This is a genomic window from Devosia sp. Root413D1, assembly GCF_001425235.1.
Lineage (GTDB): Bacteria > Pseudomonadota > Alphaproteobacteria > Rhizobiales > Devosiaceae > Devosia_A.
This window is the reverse complement of sequence record NZ_LMEA01000001.1, coordinates 718,895-735,113: the sequence shown is the minus strand read 5'-3', so window position 1 is coordinate 735,113 and position 16,219 is coordinate 718,895. Positions and strand designations below refer to the sequence as shown.

The 16,219-nt window shown below is 66.0% G+C and carries 14 protein-coding genes; 8 read left to right on the top strand and 6 right to left on the bottom strand.

The features are described from left to right. Positions 1-18: 18 nt before the first annotated feature. The 6 genes from ASC89_RS03515 to ASC89_RS03490 all read right to left on the bottom strand — a co-directional run bounded on the left by ASC89_RS03515 (position 19) and on the right by ASC89_RS03490 (position 7,042). Complete coding sequence (locus ASC89_RS03515; RefSeq protein WP_055873729.1) at positions 19-963, bottom strand: ABC transporter permease; 945 nt, start codon at positions 961-963, stop codon at positions 19-21. Further along, positions 960-2,087 (bottom strand): ABC transporter permease, encoded by a 1,128-nt coding sequence (locus ASC89_RS03510; RefSeq protein ID WP_055994591.1) that lies wholly within the window; start codon positions 2,085-2,087, stop codon positions 960-962. Before ASC89_RS03510 ends, ASC89_RS03515 begins: the two co-directional genes overlap by 4 nt. Next, on the bottom strand, positions 2,084-3,628 hold the full coding sequence (locus ASC89_RS03505) for an ABC transporter ATP-binding protein (protein ID WP_055873735.1): 1,545 nt from the start codon (positions 3,626-3,628) through the stop codon (positions 2,084-2,086). Before ASC89_RS03505 ends, ASC89_RS03510 begins: the two co-directional genes overlap by 4 nt. A 65-nt stretch (positions 3,629-3,693) precedes the next feature. Continuing rightward, positions 3,694-4,743, bottom strand: coding sequence for a BMP family protein (locus tag ASC89_RS03500; protein ID WP_055873738.1), 1,050 nt, complete (start codon positions 4,741-4,743; stop codon positions 3,694-3,696). 23 nt (positions 4,744-4,766) lie between these two features. Beyond that, positions 4,767-5,720 carry a nucleoside hydrolase gene (locus ASC89_RS03495; protein ID WP_156384482.1) on the bottom strand — a complete coding sequence of 318 codons (954 nt, stop codon included), beginning with the start codon at positions 5,718-5,720 and terminating at the stop codon, positions 4,767-4,769. Further along, positions 5,717-7,042, bottom strand: a complete 1,326-nt coding sequence (locus ASC89_RS03490; protein WP_197421004.1) for an amidohydrolase family protein — start codon at positions 7,040-7,042, stop codon at positions 5,717-5,719. Before ASC89_RS03490 ends, ASC89_RS03495 begins: the two co-directional genes overlap by 4 nt. Positions 7,043-7,176: 134 nt before the next feature. Here ASC89_RS03490 and ASC89_RS03485 point away from each other — a divergent pair, with 134 nt between their 5' ends. The 8 genes from ASC89_RS03485 (at position 7,177) to ASC89_RS03450 (ending at position 15,994) form a co-directional block, all read left to right on the top strand. Further along, entirely contained in the window at positions 7,177-8,133 is a 957-nt protein-coding gene (locus ASC89_RS03485; protein ID WP_055873744.1) for a cytidine deaminase, read from the top strand. Beyond that, the gene (locus tag ASC89_RS03480; RefSeq protein WP_055873747.1) at positions 8,133-8,864 is read left to right on the top strand and encodes a creatininase family protein; all 732 of its coding nucleotides are present in this window, start codon (positions 8,133-8,135) and stop codon (positions 8,862-8,864) included. The genes ASC89_RS03485 and ASC89_RS03480 overlap by 1 nt, the downstream gene beginning before the upstream one ends. A gap of 235 nt (positions 8,865-9,099) precedes the next feature. After that, a complete protein-coding gene (locus tag ASC89_RS03475; RefSeq protein ID WP_055994588.1) occupies positions 9,100-10,965 on the top strand; it encodes an adenine deaminase in 1,866 nt (621 codons plus the stop codon). 270 nt (positions 10,966-11,235) lie between these two features. Next, positions 11,236-12,252 (top strand): LacI family DNA-binding transcriptional regulator, encoded by a 1,017-nt coding sequence (locus ASC89_RS03470; RefSeq protein ID WP_082527818.1) that lies wholly within the window; start codon positions 11,236-11,238, stop codon positions 12,250-12,252. After that, positions 12,249-12,998 (top strand): glutamine amidotransferase, encoded by a 750-nt coding sequence (locus tag ASC89_RS03465; protein ID WP_055994585.1) that lies wholly within the window; start codon positions 12,249-12,251, stop codon positions 12,996-12,998. Before ASC89_RS03470 ends, ASC89_RS03465 begins: the two co-directional genes overlap by 4 nt. Further along, on the top strand, positions 12,995-13,588 hold the full coding sequence (locus tag ASC89_RS03460) for an AAA family ATPase (RefSeq protein ID WP_055994582.1): 594 nt from the start codon (positions 12,995-12,997) through the stop codon (positions 13,586-13,588). The genes ASC89_RS03465 and ASC89_RS03460 overlap by 4 nt, the downstream gene beginning before the upstream one ends. A 115-nt stretch (positions 13,589-13,703) precedes the next feature. Next, on the top strand, positions 13,704-14,636 hold the full coding sequence (rbsK, locus tag ASC89_RS03455; protein ID WP_055994579.1) for a ribokinase: 933 nt from the start codon (positions 13,704-13,706) through the stop codon (positions 14,634-14,636). A 107-nt stretch (positions 14,637-14,743) separates the two neighbouring features. Then, positions 14,744-15,994 carry a glycoside hydrolase family 27 protein gene (locus ASC89_RS03450; RefSeq protein ID WP_082527819.1) on the top strand — a complete coding sequence of 417 codons (1,251 nt, stop codon included), beginning with the start codon at positions 14,744-14,746 and terminating at the stop codon, positions 15,992-15,994. The last annotated feature ends 225 nt before the right edge of the window (positions 15,995-16,219 follow it).

Genomic DNA, 16,219 nt, shown 5'->3' with positions numbered 1-16,219 from the left:
CGCGCTTCGGCGCGCCGCCTACTTCACCCCACGCAAAGCCAGCGCGCGCTGGGCCCGGATCGAGAACAGCACCAGTGCGGCGATGGTCACGACGAACGGGATCATGCGGATGAGCTCGGCCGGGATGTCGTTGAAGAGGCCCGGCATCACCACCGCCAGCGCCTCGAAGGCGCCGAACAGCAGCGCGGCGAGCAGCGCTCCGACCGGGTGGCGGGCGCCGAGCAGCACCGCGCCGAGCGCGATGAAGCCGCGGCCGGCGGTCATGTCGCGGGTGAAGCCGACATAGTTGAACATGGCGAGTTGCGCACCGCCGAGGCCGGCCAGCGCGCCCGAGACGATGAGGCTCCAGGTGCGGATCTTGTTGACCGGGATGCCGGCCGCTTCCGGCGCCGCCGGATACTCACCGACGCCGCGCAGCCACAGGCCCCAGGGCGTGCGGTAGAGGAAGTACCAGACCGCAAAGACCAGGAAGGCCGCGAGCCAGCTCAGCACCGAGTGGCCGGAGAGGAACGACTTGAGCACCGGGCCGATGCCGGGGATGGCGCTGAGGAAGCTGAGGTCGACCGCCGGAACGGCCTTGCTCTGGAGATTGATCGAGGTGCCCTTGTCGCCACCGGTAGCGATGGCCAGTGCGAACACCGTGCCGCCGGCCGCGAGGATGTTGATGGCGAAGCCGACAAGGATGATGTCGGCCTTCAGGCGGAAGGCGAAGAACGCCATGATCAGCCCGAGCAGCGCCCCGGCGCCGAGCCCGGCGGCGACCGCGACGTACCACGGGGCATAGACCGAGACGATCACCGCGGTGAGGCAGCCGATCAGCATCATGCCCTCGAGCGCCACGTTCAGCGCCCCGCCGAGATCGGCGATGAGGCCGCCCAGCGTCGCCAGCAGCAAAGGCGTCGTGGTGCGGATGATGGTGACGAAGAAGGTGGCCGAAAAGACAGTGATGAGCAGTTCCATCATTTGGCGGCACCCCCGACGGCAGCAGGCGCAACTGATGGCGACGGGCTGCGCTTGAACAGCCTGGTGATGAAGTTGAGCGAGAAGGACGACGAGACCAAGAGGATGATGATCGCGGTGACGACGCCAATCACCTCCGCCGGCACGTCGGTGCGGATGTTCATCAATTGCGCGCCTTGCCTGAGATAACCGTAGAACAGCGCGACAACCGGCACCGCCAACGGCCGGCTGCGGGCGACGATGGCGACGAGGATGCCCTCGAAGGCGAGGCCGCCTTCGAACAGCACCGTCAGCTTGCCATAGCCCTGACCCTGCACGAACATCGAGCCGAGCAGGCCGCCCAGCGCGCCGGACGCGGTCATCGCCGAGACCATGATGAAGGTCGCCTTGATGCCCGAGTATTCTGCGAAGCGTGCGTTATGGCCGACCAGCCGGAGCTTCAGGCCCCAGCTGGTGCGATAGAGCGCGAACCACACCACCAGCACCGCGACCAGCGCGAAGACGAGGCCGAGATCAAGCCGGGTGACGTTGAGCCCCTCGAGCTTGATCAGTTGCGGGAACACGGCGCTGTCAGGGAAATCGTTGGTGGTCAGCACCCCCGCCTGCGGCTTGGGCAGGCTGGTGCGGACGAGGAAATTGCACACCTCGATGGCGATGTAGTTCAGCATCAGCGAGGAGACGATCTCGTTGGCGCCGAGCTTGGCCTTGGCGATGCCGGGCAGGAACCCGTAGATGGCGCCGGCCAGCATGGCGGCGGTGATGCCCAGGGGAATGCCGGCCCAGCTGGCGCCGAGCGGCGACAGCGCCACGTAGCTGGCGGCCAGGGCGCCGATATAGACCTGCCCCTGCACCCCCATGGCGAACTGCCGGGCCTGGAACACCAGCGAGAAAGCCAGCCCGGTGATAGTGAGCTTGGCGACATCGTCGAGCCACAGCCCGATAGTGCGCGGCTTCGAGGCCGGGGCGGTGAGCAGCTGGGTGATAGCGTCAAGCGGCGCCTTGGAGGTAAGCAGCACGACGATGAAGGTGACGAGCAGCGCAATCGCCAGGGCGCCGACGGCGCGGCCGACTTCGCGGCGGATGGTCTTGAAACGGGAGTTGCGGTCGATGGCGGGAATGTTGCTCATTTGAGGGCCGCCTGCATTTCGTCTGCCGTCTGGGTCGAAAGCCCGAGCATGTAAGTGCCGAGCGTTTCGGGGGTGAGGTCCGGAGTATTGAGGAAGGCGGCAACGATCTTGCCGCGATAGAGCACCAGCAGCCGGTCGCTGAGCGCCAGCAATTCGCTGAGGTCGGCCGAGCTCAACAGCACCGCGGCGCCCTTGTCGCGGGCATCGGTGATGGTGCGCCAGATGAACTGCGTGGCGCCGAGGTCAACGCCGCGGGTGGGCTGGTTGACGAGGAGCAGTTTCGGCTGCTCGCTCAGTTCGCGCGCCACCACCACCTTCTGCATGTTGCCGCCCGAGAGCGTGCCCACGGCCGAGCCGGGCCCGCCGACGCGGATCGAGAACTGCTCGATCAGCCGCAGCGCGTTGGCCTTGATCGCCTTGAGGTCGAGCAGGCCACCACGGACATAACGGGAATCGTTGAGCCGGGTGGCGACGAGGTTCTCGGCCACGGTCGAGCCGGTGGAGAGCCCCTCGGCGATGCGATCCTCGGGAATCGAAGCGAGGCCGAGGCCGCGCCGTTGCAGTACGGTCAGCGGGCCGGCGTTCTGGTTGGCGACGACGATGTCGCCGGCCGCCACATGCCGCAGCCCGGCGATGGCCTCGAGCGTCTCGGCCTGCCCGTTCCCTTCGACGCCCACCAGCCCGACGATCTCGCCGGCATAGACGTTGAGGTCGAGCCCAGCGACCACTTCAGTGCCGCGCGCATTGACGATGCGGAGGCCACTGACCGACGCGACCCGCTCGGTCTGCTCGGTCGGCTTGCGCTCGACCCGGAGGCTCACTTCGCGCCCCACCATCATGGCGGCGAGGCTTTTCTCGGTGACCTCTTTGGTCTTAACCTGTCCGACCGTCTTGCCCTGCCGCATCACGGTGATGGAGTTCGAGATCTCCAGCACTTCGGGCAGTTTGTGGGCGATGAAGATCACCGTCTTGCCCTGCGCCACCAGCGAGCGGATGGCGACGAACAGCTCCTGCACTTCCTGCGGCGCCAGCACGGCCGTGGGCTCGTCGAGGATCAGGATGCGGGCATTGCGGTAGAGCGCCTTGAGGATCTCGACACGCTGCTGCTGGCCGACGGGGAGCGAGCCCACCGGCGGCAGCGGATCGACCTTCAGGCGGAACTTGTCGCTGAGCGCCTGCACCTCGGCGATCGCCTTGTTGCGATCGAGCCGGATGCCGGTCCGGGGCTCGGAACCGAGCACCACGTTCTCGTAGACGGAAAAACTCGGAACCAGCGAAAAGTGCTGGAACACCATGCCGATGCCGGCATCGATGGCTTCGCGCGGCTTCGAAAAATGCACCTGCTTGCTGTCGAGCAGGAGCGTACCGGCATTGGGCTGTTCGATGCCGAACAGGATCTTCATCAGGGTGGATTTGCCCGCGCCGTTCTCGCCGACCACGGCGTGAACCTCGCCCGGCTCGATGACCAGGTTCACCCCGTCATTGGCCACAACCCCGCCGGGATAGGTCTTGCCGATCCCGATTGCTTCCAGAAGCGCCATGCTGCCCCGCTCTGCGCACCGTCAAAACAAAGTGGGCCCCGCGTTTTGCCGCGGGGCCCGTCAGATTACTTCATATCGGTGGCGACTTCGATCTCGCCAGCGATGATCTTGGCTTCGATGGCGTCGACTTCGGCGCGCACGTCAGCCGGCACGAGCTTCTCGTACCAGGCGTTCTTGGCGATGCCGACGGCGCCGTCCTTGATGCCGAGCAGCTGGCGCGAGCCATAGGGGGCGGAGCCATCGATGGTCTGGCCGAGCGCCAGGTACAGCGAGTGGCCGACTTTCTTCAGCACCGAGGTGAAGATCACATCGGCCTGGGCCGGGTCGGAGGTGGCAAAGATGGTGGCCTGGTCGCTGTCGACGCCGACGGCGAGCTTGCCCGAATCCTTGACCGCCTGGAGCGAGCCGATACCGGTGCCGCCGGCGATCGGGAACACCACGTCAGCGCCCTGGTTGATCTGGGCGAGCGCGATTTCCTTGCCCTTGGCAGGGTCGTTGAACGAACCGGCCACGGCGTTGAGGATGTTGATCGAGGGATTGGCCGCCTTGGCGCCCTGGTCGAAACCAGTCTTGAAGTCGGTGACGGTCGGGAATTCCATGCCGATTATGGTGCCCAGCGTTGCCGACTTCGAGATCTTGGCGGCGGCGTAGCCGGCGAGATAACCCGCGGCGGCCGTGGTGTACTGCACGCCGAGCACGTTCTTGCACTCGCAGGCGCTGTAATCGGGCGAATCGTCGAAATCGATGAACTTCACGTCCGGATATTCCGGCGACAGCTCGGCGATGTAGCCGGTCATGTCGAAGGTGCCGGCGATGATCACGTCGTAGCCCGAGTCAGCGGCATCGGCGAGGCCGGCCTGCCACTTGGAACGGTCATAGCCCAGCTCGATGATCTTAACGGTCACCGGCAGCTCGGCCTCGGCCGTCTTCATGCCCTCGGCGGCGTCATCGAAGAAGCTCTTGTCACCGAGCGTGCCGTGCAGCACCAGCGCGACTTTGAGCGGGTTGTCCTTGGTGTATTCCTGGGCGGCGGCGGGGATCGCCGTCGACATCATCATCGAGGCGGCGAGCAGAGTACCTGCTGCGGCCTTGGCCAAAGTCGAGATCAGAGACATGCGCACTCCTGTTTGCGTTTGTTCTAATGCTTGGGGGAATAGGCGGCGGATACGGCGTAGAGCGCGTCGACCTTTGCGACGTCGACCTCCTCGACGAACGTAATCTTGGGGGTGCCGAGGCGCCCGGACGGATCGACCAGCGTCATGCCGCGGGTGATCCCCGGGGCGAGCGCCACGCTCGACGATGCCTCGATCGACTTGGTGACCATCGAGGGATCGAGCACCACGGCGGCCGCCAGCGGGTCGACATAGAGGAAGCGATCGGGCAGGCCACGGCGGATACCGTTCTCGCGGGCATGCTTCTGCAGCGCCTCGTTGAAAGTCTTGAGCGGCGAGGCCGGGATCCCGGCAAACAACGCGTCGATCTTCTCGCCCACCATGAAGTGGGTGAGGCACGGCTCCCAGGGGATCACCACCGTCTCGATGCCGGCTGTCAGCACCACATGGGCGCCCTCGGGGTCGGCATAGATGTTGAACTCGGCGGCCGGCGTGGTGTTGCCGCGGCCATAGACATTGCCACCCATGATGGTGAGCGTGCCGATACCGTCGACGATCGAGGGGTCGAGGCGAAGCGCCAGCGCCAGATTGGTCAGGGGGCCGATCATCAGGATGTCGGCCTTCTCGCCCTTGGCTTTGGCCGCGTTGAAGGTGCGGATCAGGACGCCGATCCCATCGTCGGAGGCATGGGTTTCCTGGCTCAGGGGACGCGGCGCGCCGCCGAGGCCATCGTCGCCATGCACGTATTTGGCATCGATGACCGGCTGGGTCAGCGGGCGATCGGCGCCACGATGTACCGGAATCGAAACACCGAGCTGGGCGCAGGTGGCGAGGAGATTGGTGGTTGCCTGGTCACGGCCGACATTGCCGAACACCGTGGTGATCAGGTCTGGCACCTTGCCGTTGGCAACCAGCAGAATGAGCGCCTGGGCGTCGTCAACGCCGCCGTCGCTGTCAAAAATGAAAGTACGTTTGGTCAAGCTACTGCTTTCTTGTTCTTGGCGTCCGTCTTGGCTTGCTGGACGCGGTTCCAGAACTCGGCGTAAGTCGCCGAGTAAGCCTGTCGGATGTCGGCAAAGGGCCGGCGCGTCAAGCTGCGGTTCTGCACCAATTGCTCTCCACCCACCCAAAGGTGGCGCAGATCGCGCCCGCTGCCCGAATAGACCAGCAGGGTTTCGGGATCCGGCGTCTCGGAATAACCAGCGCCGCTGAGGTCGAACGCTGCAATGTCGGCGGCCTTGCCGACTTCGAGGCTGCCGATCTCGTGCTCGAGACCGAGCGCCTTCGCCCCTTCGATGGTCGCCATGCGCACGAGGTCGCGGCTCGACAGCGGCTGCGCCACGCCTTCGCGATGGCTGGCAACCAGGCCCGCGACGCGCATCTCGGAGACCATGTCGTAGGAATTGTTGGCCGCGACATTGTCAGTGCCGAGCGCCACGGTGACCCCGGCGGCCCTCAGATCCACCGCCGGGCAGATGCCTGCGCGGCCCGACCGCAGCCCGGCCGAGGCGTTGTAGGACACCGAGGCGTGCGGGGCGCGGGCGAACACCGCGATATCCTCATCGCTGAGGTCGATGCAGTGCGCCGCATGGATGCGGCCTTTGAAGAAGCCGAGCTGCTCGAGCGCGACCGCCGCCGTGGTGCCGTAGCGACGCTCAGTCTCCTCGTTGTCCTCCGGACCGCAGGCCATATGGAGGTGGAGGCCGACGCCGTATTTGTTGGCGACCGCCACTTCCTCGACCAAGAGGGCCTCGGTGTTATCGACATAAGGGGCGTGCGGGCCGAACCATGGGATGATGCGGCCATCGGCCGAGCGCTGCTGCTCGAGGAAGGCGGTGGCTTTCGCCAGCTCCTCCGCGCCGCGCCGCTCGTCGCCCAGCTGCACGATGCCGTAGGCGATGACGGCGCGCAGCCCTGCGTCTTTCACCGCGTCGGCGATCTCCTCGGCGAAGAAATACTGGTCGCAGAAAGTGGTGGTGCCCGAAAGCGCCATCTCGGCGCAGCTCAGCGTCACCGCAGGCCCGACATCGGAGGCGACGAGCGATAGTTCAGGCTCGCGGATCGAGTTGTACCAGCCCGCCATGGTGAGCAGGCTCTGGCCTTCCGAGCGGCCGCGGAACAGCACCATTACCGAGTGGGTATGGGCATTCACCAGGCCCGGCATGACGAGGTGTCCGGTCAGGTCGAACACCTCGTCGAAGCCGGACGGGTTGGGAGTGCCGTCGCGAGGTCCTACACCGCTGATCCGACCGTCGCGGATGGCGACGAAGCCACCCTCGAACACCCGATTTTCAGCGTCCACGGAAAGAACCGTCGCCCCGTGGATAAGCGTTGAACCCATTTGACCCCCGTCCGGTAAACCGGTTTACATGACGATCTAACGACACTCAAAAGCCGCTTGTCAAATGCAATCGCGGCAGGACACAGGCACCTGAAGTGAGCCTCAATCCGTTCCAGGCGGACCCCGATATGGCCGCCCGCTTTGACCGCCAGAGTGCTGAAATCGGCGACAGGCTCAGCGCAGAAATCACGAGGCTGGTGGCAGCAAAAGCCCGCCGACCGGAAGATAATCTGGGCAGCATCGTGCTCGCCGCCGAAGTGACGATACTGCGCCAAAGCTTCGGGCTCGGCAGCGTCGAGGAGTTGATGCTTCTGGCGCTGGCCCCGGCACGGGGGATCGCAAGGCCGCCGATTTCAAACTTCTTCGTCGGTGCAGTGGGGCTGGAACGCGAGACCGGCAACCTGATCCTGGGCGGTAATGTCGAATTCCCCGGCACGCATCTGGGCTTCACCATCCACGGCGAGGGGTTCGTGTTCACCCGCGCAGCCTCGCGCGGCACCACGGTCGAAACCATCGCCATCGGGGAAGCGCATCCCTGCGCCCACTGCCGGCAGTACATTTCGGAGTTTGCCGGCAGCCGCGAGCTGACACTGATCGACCCGCTCGGGCATCGGCTGAGCATGGCGCAGCTCTATCCGTGGCCGTTCGACCCGGACTATCTGGGCGAGCGCGGAGCGATCGCCGGCGCCTACGACGCGACGCTCAACCTCGCCGCCAATGACTGGCCCACGACCATCGCCGACCGGCTGCTCGATGCCGGCCGCCGCGCCCATGCGCCCTACAGCAAATGCCCGGGCGCCGTGGTGCTGGCGCTCAATGACGGGCAAATTATCTCGGGCTTCTCGGTGGAGAGCGTTGCGTTCAATCCGACCATGGGCCCCTTGCAGGCGGCGATCATCAACCTTATCGCCCACGGCTACGAGGCATCCGACATCGCCGAGGCGGCGCTGGGGACACGCCTCGGTGGCAATGTCGACTATGCGCTTGGTGTGACGGAGCTCTTCGGCAAGCTTGCTCCTCGTGCGCCGTTGTCAATCGTAGGGTGGGCTTGATGCTCGATACTCAAAGCGCCAGTTGGGAAGACGTCTCCGCCGCCATTGCCCGGGGGCTGATCGCCGTGCTGCCGGTGGGCGCAGTGGAGCAGCATGGCGCGCACCTGCCGCTCCTCACCGACACGGTGCTGGCGAGCGGCGTCGCCCAGCGCATCGCCGAGGGTTTTGGCGGGCTGCTGCTACCGGCCATCGCCTATGGCGATGCCTGGACGGCGGAAGACTGGGCCGGAACGCTGTCGCTGTCGCCCGAAACGCTGCGCGCCACGATCACCGATATCGGCCGCGGACTGCAGCGCATGGGGGTGAAAGGGCTGATCACCGTCAACGGGCATTTCGGCAACCGCGAACCGATCAATCTCGCGGCGCGGGCGTTGAGCGAAGCGGGTTTTCCGGTGCTGCATCTCGACTATCCCAGGCTCGAAGCGCTGGCCGCCGAGCTGATGGAGAGCGAGCCGGCCGGGCCGGGCTTTTACCACGCCGACGAGGTGGAGACCTCGATGATGCTGGCGCTGGCGCCCGAGACCGTGCGCATGGAGCGCGCCGCACCGGAATATCCAGAGTTCCCGGAGCTGTTCGGCGCCGAGCCGATGAAACTCTCGGCCTTCAACAGATCGGGCGTCTTCGGCGACCCGCGACCGGCTACGGCGCAGAAGGGTGAAGAGCTGATCGCGGGGATCGCGGCGGAGTCGCTGCGATTGATCGGGATCTGGAAGAAGAAGTACGGAATTTGAGCCCAACTGAAGCAGACGGCCCCCTCCCTCGCCATTCGAGCATGGCTCTCATGGCCTTCTCGCCTCAAATCGCTCCACTGGAGCGATTTGCCCTACGGGACGGCTCGAAGTCCGCCATGAAGGGGGAGGTGAAGAGTCGAGGCTGCGGCTCGATCGTGCCAAACACGCTGGCGGGGCACCTCCCCCTTCATGGGGGAGGATGGGAGGGGGCCGTCTCTATCAATAGGATATCTCTATGACCTCCCTCCCCGACGACCTCCTCATCACCGCCGCCGACGAAGTCAAAATCCGGCAGGACCTGCTGCTGGTGGCGTTGGGCAAGCGCCCGGCCGACCGCTCGGTGCGGGTCGGCAAGCTCCTCGACGTCCATTCGCGCACCTGGATGCACGACCAGGAGATCGTCATGCGCGGCAAGCGCATCGCCTGGGTCGGGCCGACGGGCGAGTACCAGGGGCAGGTCAAGGAGCGTTTCCACGAGCCGAAGCTCGCCGCAGTGCCCGGCTTCGGCGAGGTGCACAAGCATATCGAGAGCTCGCACCTGACGCCGGAATGGGAAGCGGCCTTGGTGATGCCGCGCGGCAATACCTGGACCTGCGAGGCGAGCCACGAATTCTCCAATGTCGATGGCCCGCACAACCTCGAATTCTGGCTGACGGCGCGGCAAGCGGGCTCGCCGCTGAAGGTTTTCCCGCAGCCCGGCTCGGCCGTGCCGCCCACAGCGTACGAGTGGGGCGGTGGGTATTTCGGCCATGACGAGCAGGCAAAGTTTATGGCCGCCAGCCCGATGGTCACCGGGCTCGACGAGGTGATGGACTGGCCGGCGGTGTGGAACCCGGAAAACCCCTCGCACCAACGGCTATGGGGGATGATCGAGGCGACTTTCGCGGCGCGTGGCGTGGTCGAAGGCCACGGCGCGGGCCTCCGCACGCTCGGCGAAATCAACGCCTTCGCCGCGGCCGGCCTCGCCTCCGACCATGAGATGATGACGGCCGACGAGGCCTGGGACAAGCTCAGGCACGGCCTGTTCATCGAGATCCGCATCCACTCGATGACCGAGATCGTCACCGGGCTGCTGCAGAAGGGACTGGTCGACTGGAGCCAGGTCGCCTTCGCCACCGACGACCGCAGCGCCACGCTGACGCTCGAGACCGGCGCCACCGACCACAATATCCGCACCGCCATCGCCGCGGGCCTGCCGGCCGAGATCGCCATCCAGTGCGCGACGATCAACCCGGCGCGGCACATGCGACTCACGCCCTGGGTCGGCTCGATCTCGCCTGGGCGGTTCGCCGACATGGTGCTGCTCGACGATGTCTCGTCGCTGAAGATCGCCAAGGTCTGGGCCGATGGGGCGCAGATTTCGGAAGGCACGAAGTTCATCGGCAAGGTGCCGGATATCGCCTGGCCGGAATGGGCAACGCGAACCATCAATATCCAGCGCGAGATCACCGCCGGGGACTTTGCCATCAAGGCGGCGCCGGGGCGGAAGACCATGCAGTCGGCGGTGATCCGACCGTTCCACTGGCATCCGGAGTTCTACACCATGGAGCTGCCGGTCGTGGACGGCGAGGTGCAGCGGCTCGAAAGCGAGAACCTCACCAAGTTCGCCATCGTCGATCGCTTCTCCGGTGAGGGGAAAGTGGCGAAGATGTTCTGGCGCGGCTGCGGCCCCCGCGATCCGGACACCGCCGTCGCCTGCTCGGTGGCGCACGACAAACACAATATCTGGACCTGTGGTTCATCGGACGCCGCCATGGCGCTGGCGGTCAACACGCTGCGGGAGACACAGGGCGGCTGGGCGCTGGTGCACAAGGGCAAGGTCACGGCAACGGTGCGGTTCGAGATCGGCGGGCTGATGAGTAAGCGCCCGGCAGCAGAGCTCGACGCCGACATGCAGGCTCTCTACCGCGCCGCAGAAGCGGTCGACTGGATGTACGAGCCGACCTTCCGGCCGCGCTGGAACCCGGGCTTTCCGGAACGGCTGATGTTCGCGACGCTCACCTGCGCGCCCTGGACCTGGGTGCTGGTGGCGCCCTCGCCGCTGGCGCCGGACGGCTTCGTCAACGTCTCGACCGGCGAGGTGCATCCGGTGGTTTGGTAGTCCGGCGTCCACCGGCCGCGAGCTCCCCTCCCCCTTGAGGGGAGGGGTGGGGGTGGGGGTGGGGGTCCATCGGTGATCACCGCACCACCCCCTCCCTCAATCCCTCCCCTCCTAGCGGACGCGTAGCGCCGCGGGGGGAGGGAGGCGATCACATCGTCCTTCGGCGAAAGCGGAGATGGCAGAGGACAACAAACGCAGGGAATCCGGTTACGAAACCGCTTTACTAAAGCGTTTGCATCGATCTAGCTTACCTGTGCGAGTGGGGGTGCAATGGCAACAATCCATGATGTGGCGCAGGATGCCGGGGTGTCGCCGACAACGGTGTCCCGGTACTTGAACAATCGTATCGAGTTGCCGCCCTCGACGGCGGGGCGGATCGATGCGGCGATCGCCAAGCTCGACTACCGGCCGAACCTCCTCGCCAAACGCCTCTCCACCGGCAAGACCGAGGCGGTCGGCCTGGTGACGCCGGAAATCCGTGAGCCGTTCTTCGCCGAGCTCGCCTCGGCCTTCGAGGACGAGGCGGACCGGCACGGCTACACCGTGTTCATGAGCTCGACCCGCTCGGACCGCGACCGCGAGATCGCCTCGCTGGAGCGGCTGCACGACCGCCATATCGATGGCCTGGTGATGATGACCAACACCCCCGATGATGGGACGCTCGCCAACCTGATCGGCAAGCGGAAGAACGTCGTCATCGTCGACGAGGACATCCCGGGCGTCAGCGTGCCGCGGCTGTTCGTCGAGAACACCGAGGGGGCGCATACGGCGACCCGCCACCTGATCGAAGCCGGCCACCGGCGCATCGCCTATCTCGGCGGCCCGCATGGCCTGTTGACGGTGACCGAGCGGCGCGAGGGGTTTCTGCTGGCGATGAACGAGGCCGGCATCGCGGTGCGGCCGGAATATGTCGCGATGGGCAGCTTCGCACCGGAACTGGCGCGCGCCGCGACGCGAAAATTCCTCGAGCTGCCGCTGCCGCCGACCGCCATTTTCGCTTCATCCGATTATCTCGCCATCGGCGCCGTGATGGGGCTCAAGGAGGCCGGGGTGAGCGTCCCCGACGACATCTCGCTGATCGGCTTCGACGACATGCCGTTCGGCGCGCTGCTGACGCCGCCGCTGACCGCCATCCGCCAGCCGGTCGAGCAACTCGGCCGCCAGGGCTTTTTGACGTTGCTGGCGTTGCTCAACGGCGAGGCGCCGCCGCTGCTGACGCGGCTGCCAGTCGAACTCATCGTGCGCCAGTCGGTCGGCGCACCCACTCAGAAGGACTTTACAGCGTGAGCAAGCGCGTACTGATTGCCGGGGAATCCTGGGTCACCCATTCGATCCACACCAAGGGTTTCGACAGCTTCACCACCACTGAATACAACGAAGGGGTGAGGTGGCTCAAAGCCGCCCTGGAGAGCGGCGGTTGGGAGGTGACGTTCCTCCCCAACCACCTCGCCGCCCGCGATTTCCCGCAGACCGCCGAGGCGCTCGCCGCCTATGACGTGGTGATGCTGTCGGACATCGGCGCCAACACGCTGCTGCTCCACCCCGATACGTTCGTGCGCTCGGTACCGCTGCCCAATCGGCTGACCGCCATCAAGGACTATGTGCTCAATGGCGGCGGCCTCGTGATGATCGGCGGCTATCTCACCTTCCAGGGCATCGACGCCAAGGGGCAATATGCCGGCACGGCGATCGAAGAGGTGCTGCCGGTGACGCTTTCCCGTCATGACGACCGCCGGGAGAACCCGCAGGGCGTCGTCGCCCATGTCGGCGACCCCGGCCATCCGATCACCAAGGGGATTGCGGGCGAGTGGCCGGCGCTGCTCGGCTATAACGAAGTGGCGGCCAAGCCCGATGCCGAAGTGCTGGTGCGGGTCGGCGGCGATCCGCTGATCGCGGTGGCCGAGTTCGGCAAAGGCCGCTCGGCGGTGTTCACCTCCGATTGCGGGCCGCACTGGGCCCCGCCGCCCTTCGTCGACTGGGCCGGCTATGCGCCCTTGTGGAACAACATAGCCAACTGGGTGAGCGGCAAATGAGCGAGGACGGCATCAAGGTCAAGCAGGCGCCCGACCCGTGGCAGCGCACCACCACCGAAAACGGCTTTCCCGCCGACGAGGTGATTTCGGCGCTGCAGAAATCCATCCGCCGCGGCCTCACCGAGAATGCCGTGCTGCTCGGCTGGGAGATGTACCTCACCAGCCCCGAACTCGAGCAGAAGCTGTGGGATCGGCTGGCGGTGATATCCGTCGAGGATGTCGGCTTCGGCAACCTCGATGCGCCGGTGCTGGTCGATACGCTCTATCGCACCCACCAGCGCTTCGACCGGCCGACGCATGACCGGTTTCTGTTCGCGGCGCACGCCATCCGCGTCTTGTCATCGGGCAAGAAGGACCGCACCACCGACGACATGGTCAACTGGGCCAAGCACGCCATGGCCTTCGGCGAACGCCTGCCGGAGATTCCGGATTTCGCCGTCGACATGCATACCGGCCGCGGCGAGGCGATGGGGCGGGACTACCTTTACTTCATGACCGAAGCCAGCAAGGTTTCCCCCGAGATCGAGAACAAGGACCAGACCTATCGCGACTGGATCCTCGCGGCATTGAAGGCGGGCAAGCTCAGCTAGGGCGGTCCGTTATGAGTATCAGGTGGGAGGAGATGCATTGCGCTCTCCCCATCCTCGGTGTCATCCCAGCGAGTTCTGGGCAACGGTGCGGCACAGCACTGGATAGGGAGGAATCATGCGCGCACCTGTTGCAGTGCTCGGGATTTTCGTGGCGGATCTGGCGTTCCGGGCGCCGCGGCTGCCGCTGATGGGCGAGACCATTCTCGGCCAGGGGTTCAAGGACGGGCCGGGCGGCAAGGGCTCGAACCAGGCGATCGCCGCGGCGCGGGCCGGTGGCGACGCGCGGATGATCACCCGGATCGGCCGCGACACCTTTGGCGACATGGCGCAGAAGGCCTGGGCGGCCGACGGCATCGACACCTCGGCCGTCGCGATCGATGACCACCTGCCCACTGGCGCGGCGTTCATCTTCGTTTCCACCGAGACCGGCAATAACGCCATCATCGTCGAGAGCGGCGCGGCGGCAAAGCTGTCGCCGGCCGACGTGGCGGCGGCCGAGAGCGTGATCCGCGGCAGCAAGGTGCTGATCACCCAGTTCGAGCAGCCGGTCGAAACGGCGATCGCCGGGCTGGCGCTGGCCCGCCAGCACGGGGTGATCACCATCCTCAACCCAGCCCCGGCGCTGCCGGTCGACGACGCGATCTACGCGCTCTGCGACTATGTCACGCCGAACGAAACCGAGGCGGCAACGCTGACCGGATTGCGGGTCGAGACCGAAGCCGATGCGCTGGCCGCTGCCAGGGAGTTCGTCCGCCGCGGCGCGAAGAATGCGCTGATCACCCTGGGCGAGAAGGGCGCACTGCTCCATGGCGAAGCCGGCACGCACATGGTGCCGGCCTTCAAGGTGGAGAAGGTGGTCGAGACCACCGGTGCCGGCGACGCCTTCAATGGCGGCTTCGCCGTGGCGCTGGCCGAGGGCCAATCGCCGGTCGATGCCATCCGCTTCGGCTGCGCCACCGCCGGCCTCTCGGTGCAGAAACCCGGCACCGCACCGTCGATGCCTGTTCGAGCCGAGATCGAGGCGATGCTGGCAGGCGCGGGCTCCTGAAATCGGGCAAATGCTTTCGGGTTCGCCCGGTCGGCGGTGGCGACGCTTGACGTCGCAGCCGGCTGGGGGTTGGCGTCGCGGTCTCAGTAACTGGATCGACGCCAACCATGACCATTCTCGCCCCGACCCCGCCGATGGGCTGGAACAGCTGGAACAGCTTTGCCACCACGATCACCGAGGCGCAGGCCCTCGAGACCGCAGCGATCATGGCCGAAAAGCTGCTGCCCTTCGGCTATGACGTCTTCACCGTCGACATCCAGTGGTACGAGCCGGAAGCCAGGAGCTACAACTACAACACCAAGCCGGTGCCGACGATGGACGGGTTTGGGCGGGTCACGCCGGCGCTGAACCGCTTCCCCTCGGCTGCCAACGGGGTTGGCTTCGCCGAGCTGGCGCGGCAGGTGCATGGGCTGGGACTGCAATTCGGCATCCACATCATGCGCGGCATCCCGCGGCTGGCGGTCGAGCAGAACCTGCCCGTCCTCGGCACAACGGTGCGAGCCGCCGATATCGCCGACACCTCCAGCATCTGCAGCTGGAACCCCGACATGTACGGCGTCGATATGCAGAAGCCCGGGGCGCAGGCCTATTATGACAGCATATTTGCGCTCTACGCCGAGTGGGGCGTCGACTTCATCAAGATGGACGACATGAGCCGTCCCTACGATGCGCACGCTGCCGAGATCGAGGCGGCGCACGATGCCATCGTGAAGACCGGCCGGCCGATGGTGCTATCGCTATCGCCGGGCGAGACGCCGGTGATCCGGGCCGAACATGTGCGCGAGTACGCGCAGCTGTGGCGGATCAGTGATGATTTCTGGGACGAGTGGGCGATGCTCGAGGCGCAGTTCGTGCGGCTCGAGAACTGGAACCCGTGGCGCCGCCCCGGCGCCTGGCCGGATGCCGATATGCTGCCGCTCGGCCGGCTGGCGCTCGGCGACCGCGACACGCGCTTCACCCCCGCAGAGCAGCGGACGGTGATGACGCTCTGGGCCATTGCCCGCTCGCCGCTGATCATGGGCGGCGACCTGCGCCACCTCGATGCCCCAACCCTGGCGTTGCTGACCAACCGCGAGGTGCTGGCGGTCAACCAGTCGAGCACCGACAACCAGCCGCATTTCGTCATGGACGGTACCCGGGTGTGGACGGCGCGGGCTACGAACGGCGATGCCTATCTGGCGCTGTTCAACACCGGCAAGACGGAGCGCGAGGTCGGCTTCAAACTTGCGCCACTTGGCATCGACAGCGCCGAGGTAACGGACCTGTGGACGGGGCGGCCGCTCGGCCGGCACGCCGGCAGCTTCGTCGCGACGTTGCCGAGCCATGGCGCCGGGTTGTATCGGCTGAGGGCATCCTAGGCTGTCACAGGTGCTTCCTGGGGATTGCCGCTGCTTTGATGCAGGCCCTTCGGCGAACTTGCCACCAAACAGCGCCCCGAACTCGGTGTCATCCCTGCGAAAGCAGGAACCCAACTCGCCACAGCGCAAGCGGATAGATGGGTCCCAGCTTTCGCTGGGATGACAGCCGGTGGGTGGGCACGACCATAACTACAACAGTAACCTGGCGCGTATGGGCCTGCGCCG

Coding starts and splice junctions, on each gene's coding strand:
- ASC89_RS03475 (WP_055994588.1), top strand. CDS start 9,100: ATGACCTCCCTCCCCGACGACCTCCTCATCACCGCCGCCGACGAAGTC.
- ASC89_RS03515 (WP_055873729.1), bottom strand. CDS start 963: ATGATGGAACTGCTCATCACTGTCTTTTCGGCCACCTTCTTCGTCACC.
- ASC89_RS03480 (WP_055873747.1), top strand. CDS start 8,133: ATGCTCGATACTCAAAGCGCCAGTTGGGAAGACGTCTCCGCCGCCATT.
- ASC89_RS03510 (WP_055994591.1), bottom strand. CDS start 2,087: ATGAGCAACATTCCCGCCATCGACCGCAACTCCCGTTTCAAGACCATC.
- ASC89_RS03505 (WP_055873735.1), bottom strand. CDS start 3,628: ATGGCGCTTCTGGAAGCAATCGGGATCGGCAAGACCTATCCCGGCGGG.
- ASC89_RS03470 (WP_082527818.1), top strand. CDS start 11,236: ATGGCAACAATCCATGATGTGGCGCAGGATGCCGGGGTGTCGCCGACA.
- rbsK (WP_055994579.1), top strand. CDS start 13,704: ATGCGCGCACCTGTTGCAGTGCTCGGGATTTTCGTGGCGGATCTGGCG.
- ASC89_RS03500 (WP_055873738.1), bottom strand. CDS start 4,743: ATGTCTCTGATCTCGACTTTGGCCAAGGCCGCAGCAGGTACTCTGCTC.
- ASC89_RS03450 (WP_082527819.1), top strand. CDS start 14,744: ATGACCATTCTCGCCCCGACCCCGCCGATGGGCTGGAACAGCTGGAAC.
- ASC89_RS03460 (WP_055994582.1), top strand. CDS start 12,995: ATGAGCGAGGACGGCATCAAGGTCAAGCAGGCGCCCGACCCGTGGCAG.